This window comes from Flavobacterium phycosphaerae (assembly GCF_010119235.1).
In the GTDB taxonomy this organism is placed as follows: domain Bacteria; phylum Bacteroidota; class Bacteroidia; order Flavobacteriales; family Flavobacteriaceae; genus Flavobacterium; species Flavobacterium phycosphaerae.
Map to the genome: position 1 here is coordinate 3,038,109 of NZ_JAAATZ010000001.1, position 25,196 is coordinate 3,063,304.

The window sequence follows — 25,196 nt, forward strand, 5'->3', positions numbered from 1 at the left end:
ACAACGATTGGGCCGAGTCAAACAGCAATACAATAGGGATATTGAGCCCTATCAGTAGTGCCATCGATACTATTACTAACTTTTGTTGGTGTCTTTTTTTCATCGTATACTTAACTACCAAAAGCCCTTAGAAATAAGAGCCTTTGGGTAACTAACCAAAAATTAAAACTAATCGTAATCTTCTTCGTATTCATCGGTTATACAATAATAACCAAATAATAGCAATCCTGTTACCACCAAGGGCAACAAAATAAAGAAGATGATGATGCCGAAAACTAAATCATCTTGTTTGCCGGAAGTTAATTTACCCCCGAAAATACCGATACAATAATACGCAACCGCGGCTGCTAACAGTATCCATACAATGCCTAAATATTTTTTTAATGTGTTCATAGTGTTTCGTATTATTCGTGAAGCGTATTAATTTTTCTGTCGATGTATATCATTCCTATGACGAAACAGACTGCAGCAATACCAATTGGGTACCAAAGTCCTTCCAAATAAAACTCGGCGTCACCGGCATCCTTGGCCGAAGTTACGAAATAGGTAGAGATAGCCGGTAGCAATCCACCGAAAATTCCGTTCCCCACGTGGTAAGGCAAGGACATTGAAGTGTATCTGATTTTGGTTGGGAACATCTCTACCAAGAAGGCTGCAATAGGCCCATAAACCATCGTTACAAAAAGTACTTGCAGGAATACCAAGAACATCAACATCATTTTATCACTGTCTGTAATCATTTTAGTGATTTTGGTTTCTACCTTGTCTTTGCCTTTATCATCCACCATTAACTTACCGGCTTCAAAATGCTTGGTTTTGATTTCCTCCACAGTAGTTCCATCGGTATAAGTTTTATTGGTAGTGTAAATCGAATCCATTTTGGTAGCGTCTACCTCTTTCATCGAAGGGACTGTAGTGGTATTGGCTACTACTTCGGTTTTTAACGTCACATCAGTAGTTTGATACATCGCTTTGTAGATAGGACGATAGCAAATAATAGCCAACAACATCCCTCCCATCATAATATACTTTCTACCCACTTTATCGCTCAACCATCCGAAGATGATAAAGAAGGGTGTACCGATTAGTAATGCTATTCCCAAGAGTGTGTCTACTTGTGAGGAATCAACACACTGCACGGTTTTCATGAAGTTCATGGCATAAAACTGACCGGTATACCACACCACTCCTTGTCCCATAGTGGCTCCGAATAAAGCCAATAAAACAAATTTTAAGTTGTACTTGTTACCAAAACTTTCTTTTAACGGATTGGTACTGGTTTTTCCTTCTGATTTGGCTTTGGCAAAAACAGGTGATTCGTGCATGTTTTTACGAATAATGTACGATACCAATACCATTAGGATAGAAACCCAAAACGGTACTCTCCAACCCCATTCTTCAAATGCCTCTTTAGACAAGACGTTTTTAGTAATCAGGATCACCATTAATGAAATGAAAAGCCCCACGGTGGCCGTGGTTTGTATCCAAGAAGTCCAGTAGCCTTTTTGCCCTTTAGGAGCATGTTCCGCTACATAAGTGGCGGCACCACCGTATTCACCACCCAGGGCTAACCCTTGTAGTAAACGAAGCAGTAATACCAGTAACGGTGCCATAAAACCTATAGTTTCATAACTCGGGATACAGCCTATTAAGAAGGTCGCTCCACCCATCAAGAGTAAGGTTACCATAAAGGTATACTTTCTTCCGATTAAGTCGCCCAAGCGTCCGAAGAACAACGCCCCGAAAGGTCGCACTACAAACCCTGCCGCAAAGGTGGCTAAGGTAGACAAGAATGCCGCTGTAGGGTTATCGGCCGGAAAGAATTTAGTAGAAATCACTACGGCCAAACTACCGAAGATGTAAAAGTCATACCACTCAATCATGGTACCCATAGAGGAAGCGGAGATTACTTTCCAGATTCCTTTTGTTGATTTATCGCTCATACTTTGTTATGTGTTAAATTAGTAAAAAAGAAGCTGTTATAGGTAAATCATAGCTTGCAATGTGATGGTATTCACTGCATCGGCAGCCGCATACTTAAGCGTTTGGTATTCTAAAGACAGTTTAGAGTGGTGACCCGTCATAAACATATTGGCCCCAATGCCTATTTGTGTAGCATTATCATCTAATACATCTATCTTTCTGTCGGTGTACGAAACATAAGGTTGAAACTTTGTTTTGTATTTCAAAGGCAACAAATACCCCACGTGGGTATACACCATCGTACCGGTTTCATAGGTAGTACCGAAACGGTAGTCTTTTCCGTAATCGTTATTTTGATACAAAGCATAAGCCGTCAAAGCTCCTCCTTTTTTACCAAGAGGCGCATCATAAAAAGCATCTAAACCTAAAATCGTAACGTCTTCCCCGCTCAACTTTCCGGAAGCATCAGCAAGCACCGACCCGTTAGGATGGGAAAAGAAACCGGCACCTATATTAAACACTTTTTTACTGCCTAAATAAGTCCCCACTTTATAAGGCAAGAAGTTACTCTCCGTATCTAAGAAATTGTATTCAAAATACCCCGAATACGTTTTACCGGCTTCTTTAGAACCCAGCAAACGTTTCCCGGCATATACGGCCGCTCCCCCGTTGGTAGGAACCGTTGCGACTTCTAAATTGTTAGTCAAAGCGTCATTAATAGCCACTCGGTATTGCAACTTTTTAAATGCCCCTTTGGCAAATACCCCATGCTGCGGCCAAACTGATCCGACAAACCTAAGTTAGCCCAGGTTTGACGTTGGTTGTCTAAAGTCATCATGTTTAACGTACTGCTGCTGTTCAAACGGGAAACGCCGTTCCAATAGTGCAATCCGCCTCCCAAAGCGTGGTTTTTAGACAAGCTGTATTGCACATAAGCATCGTGTATAAACAACTCTGAATTGTCTTTCACTCCGGTCGGACTCATATTATCCGCATTCAAGCTGTTTAATCCAAAATGGGTGACGATTAAAAAGTCGGGGTTGATTTGAGCATACAGCAACATACGCACCCGGCGCATTGAAAACGTCAGGTCTTCTTGTTCGTTGCCATTAGCATCTAACGGTTTGTCTGAATTGTGTTGGGCCCAAAACTGTCCCCAGGTAATAACCCTGAAGTACTTGGAGCCGTCTTCGTTCACGTTTACCTTCAAGCCACTGCCATACTCAGTAGACCCCTGAGCCATGCCTAAAGCCGAACATAAAACGAACGATGCGGTAAGGATAATTTTTTTCATATTCTAAATTGGGTTTGGTTGATTTAACGAGACCAAATTCAACATTTTGCCCAATGAAAAAAATTCTAATATATATATATGTTAACCTATATAGCTAATCCTTGAAACGCTCCCATTTTATTAGCATAAACTTATCACCTAACTCGGTAATAATCATGCCGGCGCCTGACAAATGCTCTTTGATTTTTAAGTATTCCACCAGTTCTAAGTGGTTGTATATCTTATAAGTGGGGTGGTAATCGGTATGATTAGGTTTGGTCAGCTTAAACTCCTTGACCCAATTGCTTACCGTAACGTGTGAAACCCCTATAATACGCTCTATTTCTCTAAAACTAAGCCCTTCCAAATAGAGCTGCAACGCCTTAGTAACATAGTAGCTGTCGATCTTTTTCCCCATCTTATTGACGGTGAAAAAGTAATTGCACTTTTTACACAAATACCGCTGCCGGTCTTTGATGATACCGCTTTTTACTATAGTATCGCTTTGGCATTTGGGACAGGCTAAAATCTCCATATATATAAATTTTGCATAAATATACTATTTTAGCAAATATACAAAAGCATTATCTTTATTTTTTTTACTTTAAAATTAGATACTCTTCAATTTTACTAATGTTTTATTGAATTATTCCTATAAAATCACACTACTGTCCATTTCTTACAGCTAACACAAAATAACCACACCCCTTGTCAATACTACCGGCATAAGCCAATTATGCGATTATAAATAGCTCCTATCGACCTTGCCTAACACTATTTTAACATTCGTTTAGGGTATTTAAAGTTTGGTTTGTTAACTAAAAAACTTTCTAAGCCCAACTTTAAAATAACGGTCAATGAATTCTAACTCTACTCTTTTTGCGCCACGACTTCTTACTGCCTTGGTTTTATTTTTACTCTCTTTTACTATTCAAGCGCAAAACACTTGTGCTACCGCCCTGCCCGTCACCATCAACGGGGCTTGCCGGGAACTGGAAGTAGTGAATGACGGAACACAAAACACCCCCAACATCAACAGCGCCTGCGGAACCGTAAGTTTCGGACAGGAACGTTGGTATACCTTTACCGTTACAGGAGGGCCATTGAACATAAAAATAAAAGTGGACTCTATTGACCGTAACCTCTACTTACAACTGATGTCCTCTACCTCGGCTTGTACGGGCTTAACCCAAATAGCTTGTGCCAACAGCGATACCGCCTCTAACTCCTCCCAAACCGAAACCATCAACCAATCACTAGCCAATGGGATTTACTATCTTAAGGTAGTCAACGTGGGCGGAGGCTCCAGCATGACCATAGATACGTTATGTATTACAGCCGCTTTTAACCCGTGTAGCTCCCCTACCGCTATAGCCGCTTGCGGTACTACTATAAGCGCCACCATACCCGCAGGAACCGGTATTTATGCCAATCAGGCTTGTGGCAATATCACTACGGGAAATGAAAAAATATACACTTATACCCCCAGTACTACCGGGTATTATACCATTCAACAAAACAGTGCCTATGCCGCAGTTAACTACCAATTCAAACCGCAATCCGGAGGGTGCAACGGCAACAACTGGGCCTGTATTGCCAACCTGACTAATGCCGGCTCCAGCGGTAATTTTATTTTAACCGCCGGGGTGCCTTATTATATTTTGCTCGACCCGGAAACAACCACCGGAGGCACGGTCAGCTTTAGCCTTAGCTGTTCCACTCTTATACTATATAATGACGAATGCAGCAATGCTACCGACTTAACTGTTAACTCATCTAACACTTGCAGCGTAACCGCCACGGGTAATACCAGCAGTGCGACCGAATCGTTACCGGGCTGCTCCGGGACGGCGGATGATGATATTTGGTACTCGTTTACCGCTTTGAGTCCAAACCAAATTATAACCGTAACCCCGTCTACCTTAACCAATGCGGTTTTTGAAGTGTTTGACGGCAGTTGTGACGGTTTAGTGAGCATGTTGTGTGTAGACGATACCACCGGCAACGCGGTGGAAACCTCACCGGTATCGGGCTTTATCGTAGGCAATACGTACTATGTAAGGGTATACAGTGAAGCTTCCGGCAGCGGTCAGGGTAGTTTTACCATTTGCATCGCCTCACCACCCAACCCTTGTTTATCTATTACCCCATCGACAATTGCGGTACTACGATTAATCAGGCGATACAAGCCGGCTATGGCAGCTACAACAATTTTGCTTGTGGAGGCGAAACCAGTGGTGTAGAACATATCTATATCTTTACCCCTAACCAAAACGGAAAGTACTTCATTACCCAAAACAGCGCTTACGGCCCTATAGATTACCAAATAAAATTAGCCGATGGCGGTTGCAACGAAAACGGTTGGAACTGTGTATCGAATCTAACCGGTAACACCGTTAGTGCTTATATGGATTTAAATGCGGGCGATGAATATTATATTATGATTGACCCTTCTACCATTACCGGAGGCACGGTCAACTTTACCTTATCGTGTAAAGCGCCTACCCCCGCCAATGATGAATGTACCGGCGCGGTGGCCCTTACCGTAAATCCCACTACAGCTTGCACCACCAGTACTAACGGCACCACTATAGGTGCCGACGAAACCCTGCCCGGCTGTTCGGGCTTTGCCGATGATGATGTGTGGTACACTTTTGTAGCCACTAACCCTACCCATGTAATTACCGTTACGCCCACTACTATGTACGACGCGGTGTTTGAAGTGTTTGAAGGCACTTGCGCCGGAGGGCTGAATAGTTGGCAATGTAACGACGCTACTGGTGGCACTGAGGCTGAAGGCGGCACGGTTACCGGCTTAACCGTTGGCCAAACTTATTACGTAAGAGTCTATAGCGGCCCTGACGCCATTGGTTTCGGAACGTTCAAAATATGTGTAACCACGCCACCCAATCCGTGTGATACAGCGCCTACCGTAGTAACTTGCGGCACTCCAATATCCCAAACCTTAGCGGCAGGTTATGGCAGTTACGGCGTATCCGGTTGTGGTTTGAACACCTTCGGTATTGAAAAAATATATTCGTTTACCCCTACCACCTCAGCCAGTTATATGATAGCGCAAAACGCTTCTTTTTCGGCGGTAGATTACCAGTTCAAAGAGGCGGCTTTGGGGTGCGATGAATACAATTGGAACTGTATCGCCAGTTTAACCGATACGGCTACCAGCCCTTATTTTACACTAACCGCCGGAGTGGAATACTATATTTTACTGGATCCTGAACTGATTACCGGAGGCACAATCGACTTTACCATCAACTGTGGCGTTATCCCTCCTGACAATGATGAAGCTTGTAATGCTACGCCATTAAATGTGCTGTTGACCTGCAACTATGATACTTACAGCAACACCAATGCCAGCAGCAGTTTATTTATGAATCAGCCCTCTTGTGCTAACTATGTAAACAATGACGTATGGTTTAGCGTAGTGGTTCCTAGTACCGGAATGGTGGTTATTGACACCCAAGCGGGCGATGTGACCAATAGCGGCGTGGCCATCTATGAAGGCGATTGCAGCATCCTAACCGAAATTACTTGTGATGACGACAGCAGTGCCAACCCGCTAATGTCAACCGTAACCGTATCCGGCAGAACGCCCGGCGAAACCCTGTATGTGCGCTTTTGGGAAAACGGCGGAGGCAGCAGTGGGGCCTTTGGTATTTGCGCCATGACACCACCGCCTTGTGACGAACCGGTAGCGCAAGCCACCGATTTTATCTTAGGCACCGTTGACAACACTGCCGTAAATGCCAGCTTTACCGGTACAGCTACCGGCTATTTAATCATACAATCTACCTCGAGTATTCCGCCGTTGCATCCGGTTAACAATACGCTTTACAGTGCGCTCAACATTACTTCCTTAGGGTTCAATTATAGTTTTGTGGCCAACAGCCCTACGCCTGATTTTACGGCTACGGATATTACCGGCAACACCCATTACTACTACTATATTTATGCTTATAACAATACCAACTGTGCCGGACCGGTATACAGCGCCCTTGACCCACTCGTGGGTGATGTGATTACCTGTGTTACCGAACCGGTTAGTGTAGCCGTTACCAATGTAACCGCTACCGGGTTTTCACTCAATTGGTTTGCTCCGATTGGCGGCAATGTAATTCCGATTACGTATACCATTGAAGTGGCTACAGATGCCGGCTTTACGGCTCCGGTCAGCGGCTCACCGTATACCGTGCTCAATCCAACCATCAGTTTAAACGTGACGGGCTTGGTCATTAATACTACTTACTACTACCGTATAAAAGCCTCCACGGCTACTTGTAACAGTAATTATGTATCGGGCACTGTTTTCACAGGCTATTGTGCCTCGACTTCCGTTGCTTCCACACGCTACATCAACAGTTTTACCACTACCGGTGGCAGTACTAATATCAACAATACCAATTCAGGCTATTCTGCCTCAGGGTATGGCCCTTTTATAGCCCAAGTAGTTACCCAACAAATCTACGGAACCGTCAACTTTAGCGCGGCTTTCTTTAACGGGTCTAATACCTACGGCTTCAACATTTGGGTCGACTGGAACGATGATTTAGATTTTAATGATGCCGGTGAAAAAGTATACGCCTCAGGCTCGTTTGTGACTGCTGTTACGGGTTCGTTCAGCATTCCGGGCAGTACCACCATCGGACAACACCGTATGCGTATTAAGGCCGATGCCGGCTCACTCAACCCCACGCCTTGTGGGGTGATTACCAGTGGCGAAACGGAGGACTACACCCTCGAAGTGACGCCGCTACCCTGTTCGGCTAACCCTAGTGCTTTAACCGCTGTTTTTACCAGCCAGACCACAGCTACCATTAGCTGGACTGCCGCCTCCCCGGTACCAAGCGGCGGGTATCAGTATTTTTATTCTACCTCTGCGGTGCCACCGGTTTATGCTTCTGTGCCTACGGGCAGTGTAACCTCAGCCATTACCTCGGTTAGTTTAATAGGCTTAAACCCTGCCTTTACCTATTATTTCTGGGTGCGTTCGTATTGCGATGTGGCTAACGGCCCCGGCGTATGGATAGGTCCGGTTACGTTTTCACAATCCAATTGTACGACCGGTAGCGGTATAGGAACCTCGGCTTTAGGCTGCCCATCGGTAGTAGCCGGCGGGTTAAACTTAAACGGCGCCGACCCACAACCGCTCAACAGTTGTAACGCCATAGGATGTACCGATTTAGAAGCCCAATACCTCCACTTAGGCGAAACGACCGGCTATACCGTGGAGTCTATCCCTTATGCCCCGCCTTACCAGTATGGCTGTATGGCCAATCCGCTAAGCATCAACGTGGATGATGTGTGGTCACCGGTGGTCAACCTGCCTTTTAACTTTTGCTTTTACGGCAACAACTACAACAAATGCCTAATCAGTTCTAACGGTGCCCTTTCGTTTGATACCGTCAGCAACGTGCCTAGTGGGTACTCCGCTTGGTCTTTTAACAGCAATGTGCCGAATCCTATTTTGTTTAAAAATGCCATTTTTGGTGTTTATCAAGACATCCACCCCGGCGTGGGCGGAAATATCGGGTGGGAACTAATTACCCTGAACACCGGCTGTAGAGCCTTAGTGGTGTCGTGGAAAAACGTACCGATGTACGCCTGCACCTCCATCAAATACACCGGTATGATGGTGCTGTATGAAAACACGAACATCATTGAAGTATACATCCAAGAAAAAACAACCTGCCCCAGCTGGAACAATGGTAACGCTTTGATAGGCTTGCAAAACGCGACTGGCAGTCAGGGGATTATGGCACCCAACCGCAACGTAAATGCCAATTGGGCGACCACCAACGAAGCTTGGCGCTTTGTGCCTTCGGGCAATTCGTTAACCAGCGTGAAATGGCACGAAGGCTCAGGCACTTCGGGACCGGTGATTGCTACTACCGATGTAGTTAATGTATGTCCAACGGCCACCACGACCTATACCGCCGAAATAAGTTACCGCCTTTGCAACGGTACCACCTTGGTAGAAACCGATGAAACTACGGTAACGATAGGCGGCAGCAAAACTTGGAACGGTACGGTAGACGCAGACTGGAGCAACGACAACAACTGGACACCGGTAGGCATTCCAACAGGTTCCGATTGTGTGGTAGTGCCTCCAACGGCCAACGACCCTATCATTTCGGGCACGGGCTACAATGGGTTATCGGGTACTTTATCCATTTTAAACAATGCCACGCTAACGGTAAACCCCGGCAACAACATTACCATTACGGACTGGGTAACGGTGCAACCTAATGCCCTATTTCAGTTGGAAAACACTTCCAATCTTGTCCAAATTAACAACACTACCAACACCGGAAATATCCTTTACCAACGCAACGCCTCGGTAAGAAGCTACGACTATGTGTACTGGTCCTCGCCGGTGGCCAACTATAATGTGAACAGCATAACGGCTCCGGTAGCCTCGGGCTCCGCGTTCAGTTGGAATACTACTGTAGCCAATACCAATGGCGGTCAGGGCAACTGGGAATATGCTTCGGGCAGTGTTATGCAACCGACCAAAGGGTATATAGTAGGCGGCCCGCCTTCCTTTAGTCCTACGGTAGCCGCACCGCTTTTCGGTAGCTTTACCGGAGTGCCTAACAACGGTACTTTTACCACTACGGTATACCGAGGCAATGACACCAACACCGCTTACCATCAAGGAACTAACGGGGCCGAGATCAGCAACTTCAGTGACAACTGGAACTTGCTGGGTAACCCTTACCCTTCGGCCATCAGTGGCGGACGCTTTTTATATCAAAACCGAAATGTAATCGAAGGAAACATCAGGCTTTGGACACACGGTACCTTGCCGTCCATCTCCGCCAGCCCGTTTTACGGCACTTTTGTTTACAATTACAACCCGGGCGATTACCTGACCTATAATTACAGCGGTACCAATTGCTGTCCAACCGCAGCCGAAGATTTATATGTGGGTGCCGGCCAAGGGTTCTTTGTGCAAATGAGCGATGGCCCTGCTTCGAATGATGTAGTTACTTTTAACAACTCCCTACGCAGTGCAGCCTTTGACAACAGTGTATTTTACCGCCAATCCGCCCGAACTTCTAACGCCTTTGAAGATATCGAACGCCACCGCATTTGGTTGGATATCGTAGGCAATAATGCTACCGATAGAACGTTGATAGGCTATATTGAAGGCGCCACGATGAGCAAAGACAAGTTCTTTGATGCCTCGGCGCAGTATACCGGCAACTTGGCGCTGTATTCGTTAATAGGTACCGATAAATACATCATACAAGGGCGCGCGCTTTCGTTTGACAATAAAGATATAGTGCCTTTGGGCGTCAGCATACCGGCTACAGGCAAATACACTATAGGATTGGCTGCGGTTGATGGTTTGTTCAGCAACGAGAGTCAGGCTATTTATTTAGAAGACTTGGTAGCCGGAAAAACCACCAACCTAAAACAGAAACCCTATACGTTTAACGCCAACAGCGGGAACAACAGTACCCGTTTCCGACTGCGCTACCAAATTAAACGAGACGACCATAAGCTAGACGCCAACTACGCTGACGTACTACTGAGCAAAACAGAGAACAAGGTTACGGTGACAGCCACCCCTATAGCCATGACCCATATAACAGTGCATGATATTTCGGGTCGCTTGTTGTTTGATTCGCCTACTCTGCATGAAAACAGTTATACTATGGAGGATTTGGTGGCCAACAATCAGGTGTTAGTCATAACGGTTGCACTGGAAAACGGCAGTAAAGTCACCCGTAAATTGATTTATTAAACTAGGCCAAACCTCGAGCAACTCGCGGGATTGCCGGGTTACGCCAACCTCTACAGCCCGACTGTAGTAGCTTACCCCAAAACGACAAGTCACCACAAGCTTTTCGTTTATTTTTAGAGTACCCCCACAAAAAAACTCCCCAACCGGGGAGTTTTTAAGTACTAAACCTATACCCAATGCCTAGGATACCACTATTGCGCCCATGTATACACTGGTAGCATAGCTTTTCCCGTCTTCGGCCACAAAGCTAATCCAGCTTTGCACCTCAACCCCGGCAAAAAACGTAGGCAAGGTAATCACGGCTACTTTACTAACCCTGGCAGCGGCATTCAGCGTGTAATAGTACAAGCCGGTAGCCGGAGCAAACACCACTACGACCAACGTATCGGTAGCCTTGGCTGAACCCTGCCCGGAGTTATCGTCCCAATCGTATTTTAGGGTGTTGGGGTTGGGCGACGAAACAGCGGGGTTTTGCACGCCCGGTAAGTCTCCTTTGGCGACCATCACTTTGGCAAAGTCAATCTCAAAGTCGGGGTCTACATACGTCACCGCCTCTTTCATGTGGTACGACATGGCCTGGTTGCGACGGGTGAGCTCGCCACTGCCCGACCCGAAGCACTTGCTGATGACGGGGCTGATGGGGGTTAAAAAATTAGACACTGCCGTAAATTTCTCGCGTTGCAAGAGTTGGGTGTCCGTTGGGGTACGGTCGGTTTTTTTGGGTAAAGAACGCATCACGTCTTTACCACGCCAATTGGCACCCACCACGGTACCAACTTTTCCTGAAAATGGGCCTAAGATGCCCTTGTTGTAAGTTCCCATATCTATTCGTTTTTAAGGGATTACTACTCCGTTTCTCAGCCACACCTTCGGCTGATTAAAGACAAAGCTATAGCCCTTTTTTGAGCCCCGCAACTGCCTGACGGGTAAGATGTTTTATGACTGTTTAAGGTACTTTTTGACCGGTATTGACCAGTATTGACCTCTTATGAGGGCTCAAAACCACCTTTTTCATCCCCCGCTTCGCAACTTGTTCGGGTGTGGTTGCGGTTTCGTTCGCAAAAAGTCCCTTTTTTGCGAACACCTTGTGGAGAAAGGGCGAAGATGGGTGGGGAAATTGTTTTTTTGATTTGTAAGAAATAAATTGTAAGTTTGAATCAATTAGTATATGTATTCCTTGATAACTAAAAGAGTTGTATAAGCTTGTAAATATATACTAATCATAACCAAGCCTAAAATGACTACATTATGATTAACCTTATAGGTGAAGGAATTACAAAGTTTCCTTCTATACAACCAAATGAAACACAAATACGTATCGAAAGTACCTCGATAAAGACCATTCCCACAAACATTGGTCAATTTCCTTTACTCCAAATTCTTCGATTGAGAAACAATAAAATCGAATTTGTACCTAAAGAAATTGGAAATTTGAAAAAACTAACTCAACTGTTTTTATCAAATAATCAGATTAATGAACTTCCCAATGAAATTGGAAGTTTAACCTCTTTGGTTCAATTAAGAATTGAAAATAATCAACTTGTCGAATTGCCTAGGGAAATAGGAGATTTAGAAAATCTAACACACTTGTATTTAAATAACAATAAATTAAATTATCTGCCACCAGAAATAAAAAAATTAAACAAACTTGTTTACTTTTCGATAGAAGGAAACAACTTTTCTTTACCACCAAGTTACAGCCAAACAAATCCATTCCAAACAATTGATTATATACTTAATAATCAAAAAGAAAAAGTTGAAAGCTTGATTACAAAAAAAGCTTATTGTTTTATAAATGCAAATAAAGATAATGTTGTTGAAAGATATAACAATCTTATATCCGAATTTTCGAAATCAAATGAAATAGATTTTATTACAATAAATTCTGAAACAGATATTAATCAAGAAACAAATGTTGTTTTCTTAATTTGTCCAATAGATACACATATAGACCAAACGCTAGTAGAAAAAATATCTAGATTGTGTCTCGAAAAAAAAATACGCTTTTATATTTTCTCTCAAGATAAATTTATTGAGAACAACTTTGAGTCTGCTAATTTGGATTATTGGAAAGAATTTCAAACAACAAAACTAAAATTAGAAAATGAATTCAAAAATGAATTTAAAACTTACTCATCTTATGAACAACTAAATAATTTAATTTTTGAGGCTTTAAAACAACATAAACCAGATATTAGACTTAAAAAACTCACATTAACTAATATTGGTCACTTTTCTCATGTTGAAATAGATTTTGATAAAGATATTACATGTTTAATCGGAGAGAATGGTTGTGGAAAAAGCACTATTTTAAAAACTTTGGCATTAGGAATAATAGGACCAAATTATAAGAAAATTGAAGAAAAAAGTAAAAGCAATTTACTTAAGATATTAGAATATACTGAAACAAGTATTTTATATAAAGATGGTACGATAATCTTGGATTACACAATCGATGGAGATTCATTCACTAATAGCATTGAAATAATTCCAAAAGATAATGGTAACGATATCATATTCAACTTGAAAGAGGATTCTAAGATAATATATAATGAGTATAACTTAAAATCATTAATTGTAGGGTTTCCTCAAGATAGAGGAATTGACAATCACGGACAAGATTCATTCCAAGTTAAACAAAGCCAACCACATATAGAAGATTTGATTCCTTTGATAAACGGAAAGGATGACTTTAGGTTAAAATCGTTTACCAGTTGGATTGCAAATTTATATTTTGATTTTGTAAAAAAGAACAAGGAGTTAGATGGAAATCAAAGTAATGAAGAGTTTTTAATTGATACAGCTTTTGAGATTATATCAAAAATTACCAAGAAAGAGATTAAATTTATAACTGTAACTAAAATTAACCCTCCTGAAATTTGGGTCAAAACACAAGATGCCCCAAATGGAATACCATTAAGTTTAATAAGTCAAGGATTTAAAATAGTTGTTAGCTGGGTAGGATATTTGATGCAGCGATTTATCGATACTTTCCCTCTTTCAAACCCTAATTCTGCATTTCAAGAAAGCGCTATCGTTATCATTGACGAGGTTGACATATCAATGCATCCGATATGGCAAGTTTCATTTATCGAAATTCTTAAAGATGTGTTTCCTAACACCCAATTTATAATCTCCACACATGACCCAATCATAATTGGTGGTCTTTTGAAAAAACAAGTACGGGTGTTAAAAGAGCATGAAGGACTCACTACAGTTTTTGAACCTGACTTTGACCCAAAAGGTTTAGGAGTTGCAGGTATACTAACTAGTGAGCTATTTGGATTAAAGTCAACATTAGATATTCATACATTGGAAATAATGAGTAGACGTAATGAGCTACTTTTAAAACAAGATATAGGAAAACTTTCTAGTGATGAAAAATCTGAGTTAAATGAAATATTTCATAATTTGAATAGTCTAGGAATTAATACAACAGATAGAGATCCATTGTATGAAAAGTTTATTGTTGCTGTTGGTAAGAGAGATAAATTTATAAAACAAAAATATTCTCCTGAAGAAATGGAACTCCAGAATGATATTGCATCTGAGATACTTGAAGAAATACTAAAAGAACAAAAAGAACAAAAATGATTTTTATAAATATTGATAACTACGAACCTGAACATGATTGGTTAGAAAGAGCGGATAATTTGACTACCCAACTTTTAGCTGCCGCAACTCCAGAAGAAATAACTACAATTATAACAGACAATGAAAATTTATGGGGTCAATTAAAACAACATTTTTGTGATATTCTTAGACGAAAATGTTGGTATTCAGAATCTATAAATGATTTTGCTCATTGTCATGTTGATCATTTTCGACCTAAAGCGAGAGCTATTGATGAACAAGGGAATGATCAAGGAGGTTATTGGTGGTTAGCCTTCAACTGGAGAAATTATCGATACTCTGCTCCTGCAGGTAATGTAAGGAAAAGGGATTATTTTCATGTTAATGCTAATAAAGCAACAACCCCTGCTGATGCATTAGAGAATGAAGACATTCGTTTTTTAGACCCAACTGAGCCTGATGATCCTGATAAATTGAAATTTAATAACGAAGGAATTGTAAGTCCCAAATCCGATAATGAAAATTCAAGGGATAACATTCAAGCTGAATATACCATTAGGCGAATGAATTTAAATATGGTTGGATTAGTTGAAGGAAGAAAAGATAAATATAGGAAAACAGCAAGATTAATAAGGCAAACAGAAGAATTATTAGCATTACAAGCTGTTACTTTTGACTTAGCCAGAAGGCAAAGTATTAAAGCTAAGCAGTTAGAATTATTCGAATTATCAAATAGATTTTCCGAGTATTCAGCAGCTGTTAAGTATTGTCTGCGTGAAAGTGGTCACGAATGGGCGCTAAACATTGCTATCGCATCATGATTTTTGTTAATTTAAACTAACTATAACATTGATTTGAATCAATAGCTGTGATGCTTAGTTACCTTGATACTTTCCTAGACAAAAAGTCTATTTTTATCACAAATTAATCCGCCCACTGTCTTCGTCATAAAACAAAGCAACAGCATGTTGGTTAAAATACAATACTAACCCCAAAAAACAACTATGAAAACGCCCTTTACCCTTCTTTTGCTACTGCTAATCACGCTAACCGGAGTAGAAAGTTGTGCTCAAAAAGAAGTTCCCTTTAAACCCAAAGTGGTTTACCAATCTAAAGCGTTGCTTATCACCCAGCTTAGTCCCAATACTTATGAACACACCTCGTACAAGCAAACGGATGAGTTTGGGTATGTGCCTTGCAACGGGTTACTGGTAAAAGACGGTACTGAAGTTATCGTATTAGATACGCCCACCAATACTAAATCAGCCGAGGCATTAATTAAATGGGTTACTAAAAAATTGCATTGTACGATAAAGGCGGTCGTTCCTACGCATTTTCATGATGACTGTTTGGGTGGTTTAGAGGCTTTTCATCAAAAAGGCATTCCTTCTTATGCCTATTATAAAACCATGGCACTGGCTAAAGAAGCCCGGTTAACCACGCCTCAAAATAGTTTCAGCGATACTATTACTTTACCGGTGGGACAGGAAAAAGTGATGGTAACCTTCTTCGGTGAAGGGCATACCAAGGATAACGTAGTGGGGTATTTTCCGAAAGAGCATATCCTTTTCGGAGGGTGTTTGATTAAAGCATTGGAGGCCAGCAAGGGCTACTTGGGAGATGCCAATACCGCTGATTGGTCGGCCACGGTAGCACAAGTGAAGAAAGCCTACCCGGAGGCCACCCTGATAGTACCCGGTCACGGAGACTACGGAGACCGCCAATTGTTGGATTATACCATAACTTTATTCCAACCACAGTAGAGCATCTTCAGCCGGTTGGGACAGCTGTAGTGGCGGGTTTCGATAAGAATACCGTTGGTGTATTTTAAAATAAGGATCCACTCCTACGCCAATCCCGGGACGCGAAGCAGTAGAAAGTAATCCCATTCACCACCTTTAGTATAGCTTCAAGCCAAGGAGCTTAGGTGATAATTTTAGTATTCTTAAGTTGTAACAAACTATTTTTTTAAAAGACTACTTTACAAAAAGAAATATGGAAAAGAACAGAAGACTTTGGCTAAAACAAATTGGACTCGGCGTAGCCGGTATGGGTCTAACCAACTTTGATTCCTTAGCTTCTCCTCTCGCGGCTGAAAAGTTAACTACCGGTTTTAAAGACGAGGCTAACCTAATTTATTTACGCTCCAATGAAAACCCCTATGGCCCGTCTCCATTAGCCCGGAAAGCCTTTGTAGACCATGCTACTATTAGTAACCGGTATCATTGGGATATTGAGACCCAACTGATTGCTGCCCTTGCTCAAAAGCATGGTGTTCAAGAGGAAAACATAGTGTTGGGAGCCGGTTCAACTGAAATTTTAGATATGGTGGCAAAGTTGGCCTCATCAAATAAAGGGAATTATGTAATAGCAGACCCAAGTTATGATTATTGGACCGTTACCTTAGATACTTTAGGGTTAACGAAAAATAGAGTCCCCCTAACAATCGATAAGAAGCTTAATTTGCAAGCTATGTTGGAAGCAGTAAACCCGGACACCAAGTTGGTTTATATCTGTAATCCAAACAACCCGACCGGAACCATTTGTGAAAGAGAAGCCTTGGTCGCATTTGTAACCAAGATTCCACAAAACACCTTGGTACTTATAGACGAGGCTTATTTAGATTTTACCCAACAGCAATCCCTCTGTACTATGGTAAAGGATCACAACAATATTATTATCGCCAAGACCTTTTCTAAAATATATGGTTTGGCCGGAGCCCGTATTGGGTATGCTATTGCGAACAAAACCATCATTGAGGCTATGGCCAATTTGCAATCCAATACCAATAATAGTGTTAGTGTAGTATCAAAACTTGCGGCTATTGCTTCGTTGAAAGATACTGCATTTGTTTCCAATTGCTACTCCCTGAATGAAGAGGTAAGACACTATACGATCAAGGAACTCCAAAAATTAAATTGTGAGTGCATTGCTTCTACTACCAATTTTATCTATTTTTCGCTTTCCAAGTACCATAAGGACTATTTCAAACAATTGGAAAACAATGGCATTCAAGGCGGAAGAATCTATGAAGAGGAAGGTAAATGGACCAGGATTACCGTAGGTACCATGGCCGAAATGAAGCAATTTATTAAAGCCATACAATAAAAACCACCACCAAAAGCGGTTTGGTGCTATAGTTGAGTTGCTTTGTTTCCGGTTAGTTTTTACTACCGAAACATATCTGTAAAAGAAAATAAGGGTGCGCTCCTACGCCAATATTAGGACGCGAAGCAGTAGAAAAAAGTAAAGGGGTTGAGAGAGAGGTCGGAAAGCGTAACAGCGTATTAGTCTTTATCATCAAAACGTTTAGAGGGGTCGTCTTTTCTTCGGATGCTGTTGAGGGCTTCTTGGGTAAAAAGGTTTTTGGGGTAATAGTACTTTCGGCCCATTTTAAAACACGGTACGGTACCGTTGTTGCGGAGCCGTTGTAAGGTGGAGGGACTGCACTTGAGGAAGCGCTCCATTTGATGGCTGTCGATAAACACTTCACTCACCGCGACCTCTTGATTGGTCAGCAGCATGTTTTTCAACTCTTCTATTGCCCGTTGCAATAGCTTAAATTCTTTACTACTCATAGGATTACAATTAAATTAAACATTACTAAAACAGCACTATTTATAAGCTATTCCAAACGATACTGATAAAAGTGCCCCAACTATTCTGTATTTCTTTTGACCGTTCAACCGATTTAACGTATTGAAAGGAAACGACTTAAAATCAAAAACTATGCCTAAATTTCCTACCGGATAGCCAGCGTGCTTTTTATTAAAAAAAGCTATATCTTTAGCATCAGTAAAACGGCGGATACACTAGGCCGCCTTAGGATAACATTTTAATTGCTTCGTTATGCGAATTTTTTTGCCACTGGTTTTTGTACTGCTCTATGCCGCTTGGGTACTGTACCGTGCCCTACTCAAAAAAGATTTACTAAAACACAAAGCCGAGTTGTATGCCGGGCTGTTTTTTATAGGTGTTTGGGGCGTGTTATACTCCCTGCTCGAGCTGTTTTAAAACGCTGTCGGTACACACCCCACGGGTAGCTTCGGCAAAACCTTTGGGCGGGGTTATCGCTTTCAACTTTTACTTATAAGAACTATTATATCCTTTTATTGCTAAACCTATTTCACTTATGAAAAAAGCCGCTTTCCTTATTGCCTTTTCACTAACTTCTTTAGTATCCATAGCTCAAGACATCACCGGCCAATGGAACGGTATGCTCAAAGTACCGGGCGCCCAATTGAGGCTGGTGCTTAACATTACCAAAACCGATACGGGTTACAGTGCCACTATGGACAGCCCCGACCAAGGAGCCGCCGGCATACCGGTAACGACGACCACTTTTGAAAACGGGAAACTAAGTTTTAGTATTCCGGCCGGGCATATTGAATATACCGGAGAGCTGAAAGACAAAGCCGTGGTGGGCACGTTTAAGCAAAATGGCATGGAGTTTCCGATGAACTTGTCGCGCGAAGCCATAGAAAAAAAAGAACCGAAACGACCGCAAGAGCCTAAAGAACCTTTTGCCTATTATAGCGAAGACGTAACCTTTACCAATGCCAAGGACAACATTACACTGGCCGGTACCTTGACTTTGCCTAAAAAAGAAGGCGTGTATCCGGTGGTGATTTTGGTTTCGGGCAGCGGGCCACAAAACCGCAACGAGGAACTATTGGGGCACAAACCTTTTTTGGTCTTAGCCGATTATTTAACTAAACAAGGCATAGGCGTATTGCGCTATGATGACCGTGGCGTGGGAGAATCAAAAGGCGATTTTAAAACAGCTACTACGGCCGACTTTGCTACGGATGCCGCCAGTGCGGTAGCCTACCTGAAAACGTGTAAAGAGTGTAATGCTAAAAAGATTGGCATCATGGGTCATAGCGAAGGCGGTGTTATTGCTCCTATGGTAGCCGCGCAGTCAAAAGACGTTAGTTTTATCGTATTGCTGGCCGGAACCGGTATACCGGGCGATGAGTTACTGCTGTTGCAACAAGAAGCCATAGCCCGTGTAGAAGGTGCTACAGACGCTGAAATAGCCAGCTCTAAAGCCACCAACCGCAAAGTGTTTGATATGATTAAAAGTGCTAAAGACGCGAGCATCTTAAACGCTGATTTGACCAAGTACTTAACCAACTTACAGAAAAACCCACCCAAAGGAGAAAAGGCACCCGCCAAACCCCAAGGCCTAAGCGACGAAGGCTTTGTAGCCCTGCAGGTGAGTCAGATTGCCAACCCGTGGATGACCTATTTTATCAAGTATAATCCGGCTACCGCTTTAGAGAAAGTGAAATGTGCGGTACTGGCCGTGAATGGCGAAAAAGATTTGCAGGTACCGCCTAAAGAAAACCTGAGTGCCATCAACAAAGCCTTGCTTAAAGCAGGGAACAAGAACGTGACACTACACGAGTTTCCGGGCTTAAACCACTTGTTTCAGGAATGTAAAACCGGCTCGCCTAATGAGTATGCCGATATTGAGCAAACCTTTTCGCCCGATGCTTTAGCCTATGTAGCGCAATGGATAAACAATCAAACCAAATAACGACGGGAGTACCACTGCCAAGCGTACTGCTCTGAAACCTCTAACAGGGAGTTGCAGCCCGATAAAGCGGAACCACATGACCGACAAAACTAAAATAGCGGTAGCAGTCTTTGATAAATGCGCAGCGTTGTATCAGGATAGATTTATGGATGTATCGTTGTATCACGATACGTTTGACCGATTTTGTAGTGAAATCAAAAAAGAAAACGCGGCTGTACTCGAACTGGCTTGCGGGCCCGGTAACATTACGAAATACCTTTTGCAACAGCGTTCGGATTTTAAAATCCTAGGCACCGATTTGGCCCCGAAGATGCTGGCTTTGGCGCAGGAAAACAACCCTACAGCTCAGTTTCAACTGCTGGACGTTAAAGCTATAGGAGCCAATACCTTAAAGACTACTTACGACGGGGTCATGTGTGGTTTTGGCCTGCCCTACCTTAGTCAAGAAGAGGCTATTCGTTTTATCCATCAGGCTTATGGTATTTTAAATACCGATGGGCTGCTGTACCTCAGCACTATGGAAGACGATTACAGCCGTTCGGGTTGGCAAAAAGGGAGCACCGGTGACGCTATTTTTATGCACTACCATCAGGAAGATTACCTGTCAACTGCTCTTACAGCAGCAGGATTCAGCATCCTACTCACCGAACGTATAGTATACCCGGCCACCGATGGGAGCCCTATTACCGATTTGATTTTAATAGCCAAAAAATAAAGGAGTTACGGTATTAATCCGTAAATTTGTTAGCTACTCGCTCCGCTTCTTTCCTCTAAACGACAGACCGTACTAACTAGGTAAAACACCTATTAACTGTTAACTTATACATCATGGAACAACAACTGGAAGAAATTCGTGACCAACAAAAAGCGTCATGGGACAAGTTCTCCCCCGGCTGGAAGAAATGGGACGAACTGATGATGGATTTTCTAAAACCCATGGGCGATGAAATTATTCAATTACTACAACCCAAAGCCACCGATGTGGTTTTAGATATAGCAGCAGGAACCGGCGAACCGGGACTGTCTATAGCCACTAAGGTGACTAACGGAAAAGTAATTATCACTGATTTATCGGAAGACATGTTGGCCATAGCGCGCGAAAATGCTATGCTGCGGGGCATTACTAATATTGAAACCCAAGCTTGTGACGTGTGCGAGTTGCCGTTTGCCGACAACACCTTTGACGCCATCAGTTGCCGGTTTGGCTTTATGTTTTTCCCCGATATGCTTTTGGCGGCCAAAGAAATGGCACGGGTCTTAAAACCGGGCGGACGCATAGCCACTGCTGTATGGAATGGCCCTGAAAAGAACTTTTGGGTAACCGCTACGATGGGTACCATCAACCGCAATATGGAGTTACCGCCACCACCACCCGGCGCCCCCGGTATGTTCCGATGCGCCCAAGACGGCTTAATAACTGACTTATTTCAACAAGCCGGATTAAAAAACATCAAGCAAACCGAAGTCACCGGCAAACTAAACAGCAAGACGACCGATGAATACTGGAATGTAATGACTGAGGTAGCCGCACCCATAGTAGCCGCGCTCAGTAAAGCGGACGAGGCCATGAAAGCTAAGATAAAAAAAGAAGTGTATGAGGCCGTGAATCAACGCTATCCGGACGGCAACGTACAGATTGATTCGAGTGCTTTAGTCATTTATGGCGAAAAATAGGCGGCAGTACGTCATTCGCAACACTATAGGGATAAAAGTAAATTATCCCTATTTTTATGCTTATAAATTTGATTACAATTAAAAAAATACCAAAAATAACTTTAATTTGTAGTAAACAAACAACACAATGCAATTTGACCCTAACGAACTAGAGCATACCGCTGTCTATAAGCTACTTACCGGCAGTGTCATTCCCAGACCCATTGGTTGGATTTCGAGCATCAGTGAAAACGGCGTCAACAACTTGGCTCCCTTTTCCTATTTCAATGCCGTGGGCGAGGATCCGCCTCATGTAATGTTTTCTACCGGGCGCGGCAACAACACCAACAAAGACACCCTTAACAACGTCTTGGCTACCAAGCAATTTGTAGTGAATATGGTAACCGAAGCCTTGGCCGAACCTATGAACCTTACGGCACAAGCAGTACCTTCAGAGGTAGATGAGTTTGAGCTGGCCGGCGTTACCCCAATTCCCTCCCATAAAATAAAACCCATGCGGGTTAAGGAAAGTCCGATTGCATTTGAATGCGAATTGGTGCACCATTATTTCCTCGAAGACCACAAACACGGGGGTGCCTGTGTGGTTATTGGTCGCATAGTCATGATGCACTTTGACGACAGTGTCTTGTTAGACAATTACAAAATCAATTTAGAAGCTTACCAACCCATTGCCCGGTTGGCCGGTTCCTATTATTCCAAATTAGGAGAGTTATTCTCTGTCAAAAGAACTTAAATGAAAATAGCAGTTATAGGTGGCGGTCCGGGTGGACTCTACTTTTCCATATTGACCAAAAAAGCGATGCCTGATTGTCAAATCGACATCTACGAGCGCAACAAACCCGACGACAGCTTTGGTTTTGGCGTGGTCTTCTCTGATGAAACCTTAGGGGAGTTCCTTAAACGCGACATGCAGTCGTATGAATTAATAAGAAGTCAATTCGCTTATTGGGATGACATCATAGTAGCCCGCGACGGACAAGCAGTGAGCATCGCCGGAAACGGGTTTTGCGGCTGTTCGCGAAAGACTTTGTTGCAATTACTACAACAACGCTGTCGCGAGGAAGGAGTCAATTTGCATTTTGAGCAAAATATAGACGATTTAAGCCCCTATAAAGACGCAGACATCATCTTAGCCGCCGATGGCATAGGAAGTCTAATCAGAACGCGTTATGAAAAGGAATTCGGGACTACCATTGCCTTAAAGAAAAACCGCTTTGTATGGCTGGGATCTACCAAACCATTAGATGCCTTTACTTATTTCTTCCGCACCACACCTCACGGAACTATAGTAGCGCATACCTACCAATACGAAGCCGGCATGAGTACCTGGATCTTTGAATGCAGTGAGGATACTTGGCAAAAACACGGTTTTGAAGTGACCAATGAAGCCGACACCATGGCCAAAATAGCGGAAATCTTTAAAGAAGAGCTCGACGGTCATCCCCTGATTTCTAATAAATCACACTGGCGTCAGTTTCCGCACGTTACCAATAAAAACTGGTATCATGATAATATCGTTTTGTTGGGCGATGCCAAAGCCACGGCCCACTATTCTATCGGTTCGGGAACTAAACTGGCAATGGATTGCGCGATTGGCCTTTCTGACGCGGTGATTGCTCATCCTAATGATGTGCAGGCTGCTTTTGCACAATACGATAAAACCCGTAGAAATACGGTAGAAATGATACAACATGCCGCTCTGGTTTCACTGGACTGGTTTGAAAACATGGACCGCAACAACCAGCATCCCTTCTATCAATTTGCTTTTGGGTGCATGACGCGGGCCAAGAAAGTAACGTATGAGAACTTAAGACTGCGCGACAAATCGTTTACCGATAAGGTGTTGACGGAATTCAATACCCTTCAAAAAAGTGCCACCACCGAAATACCGGCCGCTTTTACCAAATTCCGATTACGGGAAATGGAGCTGGAAAACCGCATCGTGATGTCGCCGATGGGACAATATAGCGCGGAACATGGCAACATTACCCCTTGGCATTTGGTGCATTACGGTAGTAGAGCCACCGGGGGTGTCGGACTGATAGTAACCGAAATGACAGCAGTAGCTGAGACAGGACGTATTACTTTAGGTTGTGCCGGTATATATACTCAGGAACAAGTGATTAAATGGAAAGACATAACCGCTTTTATTCATCAAAACAGTCGTGCTAAAATAGGCATACAACTGGGGCATTCCGGTCGCAAAGGCGGGGTTAAAAAACCTTGGGAAGGCACTAATGAGCCTATAGACTTGCCTTGGGATTTACTATCAGCTTCACCGATTGCTTTTAATGACAAGCTGCCTATTCCGCGAGAAATGAATACCGCTGACATGGAAACTATTGTTAGCCAATTTGTACAAGCCACTAAGCATGCTGACGAAGCGGGGTTTGATTTAATCGAATTGCAAGCCCATCACGGGTTTCTGTTGGCTTCCTTCCTATCGCCGCTGACCAATATTCGAACCGACGAATTTGGCGGAAGCATTGCGAATCGTTTGAAATTCCCGCTGACGGTTTTTAGTGCCATGCGAAAAGTATTCCCGCAACACAAGCCGATGTCGGTCAGAATCTCCGCTTCGGATTGGGCTGAAAACGGCATTTCAGAAGAAGAAGTAATCACCATAGCTACCGCTTTTAAAGAAGCCGGTGCCGACATCATCAATGTTTCTACCGGAAATACCGTCGAACATCAAAAACCGCAAGTAGGCCGAATGTGGCAAACACCTTTTGCTGATGCCGTTAGAAATACCGTTCATATCCCTACCATAACAACCGGTTACATTCAGGATATTGACCAAATCAATACCATTATCCTAAACGGCAGAGCTGATTTAGTAGCCTTGGGCCGACCGCTATTGGCCGATGCTAATTTTGTTAGAAATGCTCAAGCCTACGAACAAGTAGAAGCCGCTGATATTCCAAAGCCCTACAAAGCAGGAAGCTCGCACTTATACCCTTTAAAAGCAGCCGAGAGAAAACAAACGGAAAGCATGAAGAAAGCGCTGAAACCTAAGAGCAATGAAAAGTAATAAGGAATTACGAATTAGGAATTATGAATTACGGATTTGACACTATAGCTTATGAAAAAGGATAATATTGTTCAAATAAAGAGCTATGCTTTTGCGGTTAAGATTATTAAGACACATCAATTTTTGTGTACCACTAAAAAAGAATATGTTTTGAGTAAACAACTTTTGCGCAGCGGTACTTCCATCGGTGCTAATATCGAAGAAGCCATTGGAGGGCAAACTGATAAAGATTTTTATTCAAAACTCACCATTGCCTACAAGGAGGCACGGGAAACGCATTATTGGATTAGGCTTATGAAAGATACCGACTATCTTACTGAAGAAGAATCCAACGATTTATTAAAAGACACTGATGAATTATTGAGAATAATTGGTTCCATCCAAAAAACGCTCCGTAATTCCTAATTCATAA

At 42.9% G+C, this 25,196-nt stretch carries 21 protein-coding genes; 13 read left to right on the top strand and 8 right to left on the bottom strand.

Annotated elements, in window-relative coordinates:
* Nucleotides 1-168: 168 nt before the first annotated feature.
* The 5 genes from GUU89_RS13565 to GUU89_RS13580 form a co-directional block, all read right to left on the bottom strand.
* Nucleotides 169-393 carry a DUF6814 family protein gene (locus GUU89_RS13565; protein WP_162128414.1) on the bottom strand — a complete coding sequence of 75 codons (225 nt, stop codon included), beginning with the start codon at nt 391-393 and terminating at the stop codon, nt 169-171.
* Nucleotides 394-404: 11 nt separating this feature from the next.
* The gene (locus tag GUU89_RS13570; protein WP_162128415.1) at nt 405-1,943 is read right to left on the bottom strand and encodes an MFS transporter; all 1,539 of its coding nucleotides are present in this window, start codon (nt 1,941-1,943) and stop codon (nt 405-407) included.
* 36 nt (nt 1,944-1,979) lie between these two features.
* Nucleotides 1,980-2,648, bottom strand: a complete 669-nt coding sequence (locus GUU89_RS15360; protein WP_317163890.1) for a hypothetical protein — start codon at nt 2,646-2,648, stop codon at nt 1,980-1,982.
* Nucleotides 2,627-3,217: a hypothetical protein gene (locus tag GUU89_RS15365; RefSeq protein ID WP_317163891.1), complete on the bottom strand. Its 591-nt coding sequence runs from the start codon at nt 3,215-3,217 to the stop codon at nt 2,627-2,629. The genes GUU89_RS15360 and GUU89_RS15365 overlap by 22 nt, the downstream gene beginning before the upstream one ends.
* A gap of 94 nt (nt 3,218-3,311) precedes the next feature.
* Nucleotides 3,312-3,731 carry a transposase-like zinc-binding domain-containing protein gene (locus GUU89_RS13580; RefSeq protein WP_162128416.1) on the bottom strand — a complete coding sequence of 140 codons (420 nt, stop codon included), beginning with the start codon at nt 3,729-3,731 and terminating at the stop codon, nt 3,312-3,314.
* 322 nt (nt 3,732-4,053) lie between these two features.
* Between GUU89_RS13580 and GUU89_RS13585 the strand changes: the two genes are divergently transcribed.
* On the top strand, nt 4,054-5,439 hold the full coding sequence (locus tag GUU89_RS13585; RefSeq protein ID WP_162128417.1) for a hypothetical protein: 1,386 nt from the start codon (nt 4,054-4,056) through the stop codon (nt 5,437-5,439).
* A complete protein-coding gene (locus GUU89_RS13590) occupies nt 5,328-10,964 on the top strand; it encodes a GEVED domain-containing protein (protein ID WP_162128418.1) in 5,637 nt (1,878 codons plus the stop codon). Before GUU89_RS13585 ends, GUU89_RS13590 begins: the two co-directional genes overlap by 112 nt.
* 180 nt (nt 10,965-11,144) lie before the next feature.
* On the opposite strand, the gene GUU89_RS13595 is transcribed toward GUU89_RS13590, so the two are convergent.
* Nucleotides 11,145-11,786 (bottom strand): DUF6266 family protein, encoded by a 642-nt coding sequence (locus GUU89_RS13595; RefSeq protein WP_262886117.1) that lies wholly within the window; start codon nt 11,784-11,786, stop codon nt 11,145-11,147.
* A 426-nt stretch (nt 11,787-12,212) separates the two neighbouring features.
* Here GUU89_RS13595 and GUU89_RS13600 point away from each other — a divergent pair, with 426 nt between their 5' ends.
* The 3 genes from GUU89_RS13600 to bla all read left to right on the top strand — a co-directional run bounded on the left by GUU89_RS13600 (nt 12,213) and on the right by bla (nt 16,300).
* Nucleotides 12,213-14,558 (top strand): leucine-rich repeat domain-containing protein, encoded by a 2,346-nt coding sequence (locus GUU89_RS13600; RefSeq protein WP_162128420.1) that lies wholly within the window; start codon nt 12,213-12,215, stop codon nt 14,556-14,558.
* On the top strand, nt 14,555-15,358 hold the full coding sequence (locus tag GUU89_RS13605) for an HNH endonuclease family protein (protein WP_162128421.1): 804 nt from the start codon (nt 14,555-14,557) through the stop codon (nt 15,356-15,358). Before GUU89_RS13600 ends, GUU89_RS13605 begins: the two co-directional genes overlap by 4 nt.
* A gap of 183 nt (nt 15,359-15,541) precedes the next feature.
* On the top strand, nt 15,542-16,300 hold the full coding sequence (bla, locus tag GUU89_RS13610) for a subclass B1 metallo-beta-lactamase (protein WP_162128422.1): 759 nt from the start codon (nt 15,542-15,544) through the stop codon (nt 16,298-16,300).
* On the opposite strand, the gene GUU89_RS13615 is transcribed toward bla, so the two are convergent.
* Entirely contained in the window at nt 16,283-16,426 is a 144-nt protein-coding gene (locus tag GUU89_RS13615; protein ID WP_162128423.1) for a hypothetical protein, read from the bottom strand. The two genes, bla and GUU89_RS13615, sit on opposite strands and share 18 nt — an antisense overlap.
* A gap of 106 nt (nt 16,427-16,532) precedes the next feature.
* Here GUU89_RS13615 and GUU89_RS13620 point away from each other — a divergent pair, with 106 nt between their 5' ends.
* A complete protein-coding gene (locus tag GUU89_RS13620) occupies nt 16,533-17,645 on the top strand; it encodes a pyridoxal phosphate-dependent aminotransferase (protein ID WP_162128424.1) in 1,113 nt (370 codons plus the stop codon).
* 179 nt (nt 17,646-17,824) lie between these two features.
* Here the strand turns inward: GUU89_RS13620 and GUU89_RS13625 are convergent, their stop codons facing one another.
* A complete protein-coding gene (locus GUU89_RS13625) occupies nt 17,825-18,115 on the bottom strand; it encodes a helix-turn-helix domain-containing protein (protein ID WP_162128425.1) in 291 nt (96 codons plus the stop codon).
* Nucleotides 18,116-18,386: 271 nt separating this feature from the next.
* Between GUU89_RS13625 and GUU89_RS13630 the strand changes: the two genes are divergently transcribed.
* The 7 genes from GUU89_RS13630 to GUU89_RS13660 all read left to right on the top strand — a co-directional run bounded on the left by GUU89_RS13630 (nt 18,387) and on the right by GUU89_RS13660 (nt 25,189).
* Complete coding sequence (locus GUU89_RS13630; protein WP_162128426.1) at nt 18,387-18,551, top strand: hypothetical protein; 165 nt, start codon at nt 18,387-18,389, stop codon at nt 18,549-18,551.
* Nucleotides 18,552-18,669: 118 nt separating this feature from the next.
* Nucleotides 18,670-20,079: an alpha/beta hydrolase family protein gene (locus tag GUU89_RS13635; protein ID WP_162128427.1), complete on the top strand. Its 1,410-nt coding sequence runs from the start codon at nt 18,670-18,672 to the stop codon at nt 20,077-20,079.
* Between the two features lie 76 nt (nt 20,080-20,155).
* Nucleotides 20,156-20,794, top strand: coding sequence for a class I SAM-dependent DNA methyltransferase (locus GUU89_RS13640; protein ID WP_162128428.1), 639 nt, complete (start codon nt 20,156-20,158; stop codon nt 20,792-20,794).
* Between the two features lie 113 nt (nt 20,795-20,907).
* A complete protein-coding gene (locus tag GUU89_RS13645; protein ID WP_162128429.1) occupies nt 20,908-21,753 on the top strand; it encodes a class I SAM-dependent methyltransferase in 846 nt (281 codons plus the stop codon).
* A gap of 127 nt (nt 21,754-21,880) precedes the next feature.
* Entirely contained in the window at nt 21,881-22,486 is a 606-nt protein-coding gene (locus tag GUU89_RS13650; RefSeq protein WP_162128430.1) for a flavin reductase family protein, read from the top strand.
* Nucleotides 22,487-24,784 (top strand): oxidoreductase, encoded by a 2,298-nt coding sequence (locus GUU89_RS13655; RefSeq protein ID WP_162128431.1) that lies wholly within the window; start codon nt 22,487-22,489, stop codon nt 24,782-24,784.
* Between the two features lie 51 nt (nt 24,785-24,835).
* Nucleotides 24,836-25,189, top strand: coding sequence for a four helix bundle protein (locus tag GUU89_RS13660; protein WP_162128432.1), 354 nt, complete (start codon nt 24,836-24,838; stop codon nt 25,187-25,189).
* Nucleotides 25,190-25,196 lie beyond the last annotated feature (7 nt).

Coding starts and splice junctions, on each gene's coding strand:
- GUU89_RS13565 (WP_162128414.1), bottom strand. CDS start 393: ATGAACACATTAAAAAAATATTTAGGCATTGTATGGATACTGTTAGCA.
- GUU89_RS13570 (WP_162128415.1), bottom strand. CDS start 1,943: ATGAGCGATAAATCAACAAAAGGAATCTGGAAAGTAATCTCCGCTTCC.
- GUU89_RS15365 (WP_317163891.1), bottom strand. CDS start 3,217: ATGAAAAAAATTATCCTTACCGCATCGTTCGTTTTATGTTCGGCTTTA.
- GUU89_RS13580 (WP_162128416.1), bottom strand. CDS start 3,731: ATGGAGATTTTAGCCTGTCCCAAATGCCAAAGCGATACTATAGTAAAA.
- GUU89_RS13585 (WP_162128417.1), top strand. CDS start 4,054: ATGAATTCTAACTCTACTCTTTTTGCGCCACGACTTCTTACTGCCTTG.
- GUU89_RS13595 (WP_262886117.1), bottom strand. CDS start 11,786: ATGGGAACTTACAACAAGGGCATCTTAGGCCCATTTTCAGGAAAAGTT.
- GUU89_RS13600 (WP_162128420.1), top strand. CDS start 12,213: ATGATTAACCTTATAGGTGAAGGAATTACAAAGTTTCCTTCTATACAA.
- GUU89_RS13605 (WP_162128421.1), top strand. CDS start 14,555: ATGATTTTTATAAATATTGATAACTACGAACCTGAACATGATTGGTTA.
- bla (WP_162128422.1), top strand. CDS start 15,542: ATGAAAACGCCCTTTACCCTTCTTTTGCTACTGCTAATCACGCTAACC.
- GUU89_RS13615 (WP_162128423.1), bottom strand. CDS start 16,426: ATGGGATTACTTTCTACTGCTTCGCGTCCCGGGATTGGCGTAGGAGTG.
- GUU89_RS13620 (WP_162128424.1), top strand. CDS start 16,533: ATGGAAAAGAACAGAAGACTTTGGCTAAAACAAATTGGACTCGGCGTA.
- GUU89_RS13625 (WP_162128425.1), bottom strand. CDS start 18,115: ATGAGTAGTAAAGAATTTAAGCTATTGCAACGGGCAATAGAAGAGTTG.
- GUU89_RS13630 (WP_162128426.1), top strand. CDS start 18,387: ATGCGAATTTTTTTGCCACTGGTTTTTGTACTGCTCTATGCCGCTTGG.
- GUU89_RS13635 (WP_162128427.1), top strand. CDS start 18,670: ATGAAAAAAGCCGCTTTCCTTATTGCCTTTTCACTAACTTCTTTAGTA.
- GUU89_RS13640 (WP_162128428.1), top strand. CDS start 20,156: ATGACCGACAAAACTAAAATAGCGGTAGCAGTCTTTGATAAATGCGCA.
- GUU89_RS13645 (WP_162128429.1), top strand. CDS start 20,908: ATGGAACAACAACTGGAAGAAATTCGTGACCAACAAAAAGCGTCATGG.
- GUU89_RS13650 (WP_162128430.1), top strand. CDS start 21,881: ATGCAATTTGACCCTAACGAACTAGAGCATACCGCTGTCTATAAGCTA.
- GUU89_RS13655 (WP_162128431.1), top strand. CDS start 22,487: ATGAAAATAGCAGTTATAGGTGGCGGTCCGGGTGGACTCTACTTTTCC.
- GUU89_RS13660 (WP_162128432.1), top strand. CDS start 24,836: ATGAAAAAGGATAATATTGTTCAAATAAAGAGCTATGCTTTTGCGGTT.